Origin of the sequence: Psychromonas hadalis ATCC BAA-638 (assembly GCF_000420245.1) — a bacterium.
Taxonomy (GTDB): Bacteria; Pseudomonadota; Gammaproteobacteria; order Enterobacterales; family Psychromonadaceae; genus Psychromonas; species Psychromonas hadalis.
In genome coordinates, this window is sequence record NZ_ATUO01000260.1 from 1 (window position 1) to 2,883 (window position 2,883).

Sequence of the window (2,883 nt, forward strand, 5' to 3'; positions counted from 1 at the left end):
ACAATACCATGGTGATCTAATCGTTTAATTTTAAAGCTCATATTTACCTCGTTTATTAAGGCTTATATTTTACTAAATTAACGATCGTTTAGCGGCTTATATTTTAAATGGAAATTATCGGAATTTGACCTAATCAATGTGTGTGATACTGCAGAGCGGGTAATATAACGACAAAGTCTTTCGAGTTTATTCCTATCCTGAGCATCACTCATTACACCCGCATGAAGATTGAAGCCTGCAACATTTGCGACACGGTCTGATTCAACACTTTGGCCTATCATAGGCGTAATGGTTTGCAGCGTAAATACCTTTCGCCCCTGTGATGAAGCTGTCCCCACACTGCAGCTAATTGAATACCCGAGAATTTTCAACATGGAATTTTCTTCTAGCCCATCAAAATCCAGATAGTCATTATCTGCACCTCTTATTAATAGCCCCTCGCGATCAAGAAAACCAGCCACACGTTGACTAATTTTCTGAAAAAATACATTCAGTTCACTTTTTTTCGGGGCTTTTATCTGCTGACCAATTCATCGGGAATGAATTAGGACAACCGCAGGTTGCCTGGAAATGGATGAACAAGGATGTTCATCATCTAAACACGTTTTTCCATTGTTATCTTCGACATACACACCATCGAGAAATAGCATGTGATAAATCGACAGGATAGCCGATTTACACAGCCGGCGGCTGCCCCCGAAGGGGGGAAGCACATGGATGTGCTTCATGAAAATGGATATTTAAATGACTTCGGGCGTCCTGCCCTTCACCCCTTCGGGGCCAGCCTCCGGCTGTTCAAAATCACTCCCGGCGATTTTGTCAACGCTGAACCAAATCGTTGGTTCAGTGTTACCGCACCCGTTTTTGCTGTCTGTTTGTTGTAGCCTGCTTTTTTAGTGATATGTGCAACAAGTGTTCGATAGACAATCCCTAATACTTTTCCCATGATCTGAGGGTAGCTGGCAAGTGAACAATCCCTCAGTGCCCCTTCCTTAGCTTAGCGATTACCTAGGTGAAGATAGAAACAGAGGGGATCAGGGATTTATTCTTGATGTCAGATACTGACGATAACGGTTAGACACTTTGTACAAAACGTTTGCACACTGACTAACGTCCGACCTATATTGAATCGCTAATTGACATTACTCACGAAAATCAACACATCGAATTTCACCGTTCGCTCTCATAAGACTCTTTAATTTTATTATTTTCACTTTCGCTAGGCCTATACATGCACTTACCGTGCTGGTGCCAGATATCGGCATAACTTTTTAGTTTTAAAAGTTACCTCACGATTAAACTCATAACATTATTTTTGTGCGATTTGAACACGCCTTTTTTGAAAATCATCCTATAATTATTCTATTAGTATGGCATTTAACGTTCTTATTAATAAGCATTTAAAGTTCTTATCAATAAGTATTTACAGTCTCTTTTGTAAAATACTTCAAACCCAATAGGTGCTGAGTCGACACTAAAAAATCAGGTTCTTTTAATGAATCTAATAAAAGAACTGAGTCTGTAAACTTTGAACATAAAAGGTATGTGATTATGGATAATATTGCACATGAATACGATAAATTTGGTCCGTGGTTGTTGCAAGTAAAGTCTATACAAGATATTCCGCATCAATACTTCGAACATCAGGATACTATTCTTGCTGCTAAGTATTGTTTTAAGATCCCCATTAAAGAGGATCGACGTGCACTCCATGCTGGTATGTTACTGTATAATAAATTGATTATTATCGATGAGCAACGGATCGTAGAATTTTCTGTGGTTAACGATCAAATTATCACGCATGAATTACTCTTCAAAGATGTGCAATATTTGATTCACCAAGGCGATTTACTTAACTGTGAAATTTGTCTAATTAGTCAGAAAAACAGCTTAAATTTTCAATACAATTTAGTGTCTATGGATATTGCCGGTGATGTGATGCATTTACTGCGAGAAAGCATCAATGTAGTTGAGCAGAGCTCTGCAAGACCAGATATATTGTCACAAAAACACAGTGAGTTACAAATATTTTCTTATTTCTGCATTACCGAAAAAGAAAATCAATCACTGCAAATTTTGAATTATCAAGCGGGTTTAGCGCTAGGATTATTAGCCAGCAATCAGCTATTCCAGTCCCTTACCAAATACCAATTACTTGATTCTATGTTTATGACCAATGGCGTGGAGCTGATCATTGCTAATCGAGGAAAGTATGTGGTACAAGAAAACGAGACTAATTATAAGTTTGGTCATACATTTATTCCACTTAAGCACATAACCAATATTTCCCAACAGCATGATGAGATGTTTAAAACTATTAAACAAATCAACATTGAGCTAGGTGGACAATTGTTGCAAGCATCAGTGGATAAAGACTTCGTTATTGACTCACTAGAAAACCTGTTAGTAACAGATTAATTGGCTATTGCATTTTGCGTTGACCGCTCAACGCTAACAAAGTGTTAGCGTTGAGCGGATACTATTTGCATAATCTATTCATTCTCGGATAAGGAGACACCGCTCGAATTTTGGTGTGGGAATACAAACAACAGGTCAAAAACAACCCGTTCTTTTAAAGGTTTCTTAATTCAATATCTATAACGTTTATTAACCACTCACGTTCACAATCAATGTTTTCACATAATCTCGCTGCATAAATAGGTAATTTCCACGCATCTACATCACCCATTTTCACCCCCGTCAATTCAAAATAACGTGTTAAAAATGCAGCTCTGAAAGTATCAATAAGAGTGGCTCTGTTGTAGCTAATTGTTGTCTATACTTATAAATAAGACTTAACTGATTGAAGGTACTCGCAATGAAGACTAAATTATTTGTAAGTAAGCTTAATCTAATCACAAAAGCACTTTTCTCTATGACACC

2 protein-coding genes are annotated in these 2,883 nt (G+C 37.5%); one reads left to right on the forward strand and one right to left on the reverse strand.

Annotated features, from left to right (window positions below; all coding sequences use genetic code 11):
- Positions 1-77: 77 nt before the first annotated feature.
- Positions 78-461, reverse strand: coding sequence for a transposase (locus G322_RS21375; RefSeq protein WP_022943158.1), 384 nt, complete (start codon positions 459-461; stop codon positions 78-80).
- Positions 462-1,551: 1,090 nt separating this feature from the next.
- On the opposite strand from G322_RS21375, the gene G322_RS0118465 reads away from it, so the two are divergent.
- On the forward strand, positions 1,552-2,418 hold the full coding sequence (locus G322_RS0118465; protein ID WP_022943160.1) for a hypothetical protein: 867 nt from the start codon (positions 1,552-1,554) through the stop codon (positions 2,416-2,418).
- The last annotated feature ends 465 nt before the right edge of the window (positions 2,419-2,883 follow it).

Excerpts from the sequence above, each read along its gene's own strand:
- G322_RS0118465 (WP_022943160.1), top strand. The coding sequence starts at position 1,552 with ATGGATAATATTGCACATGAATACGATAAATTTGGTCCGTGGTTGTTG.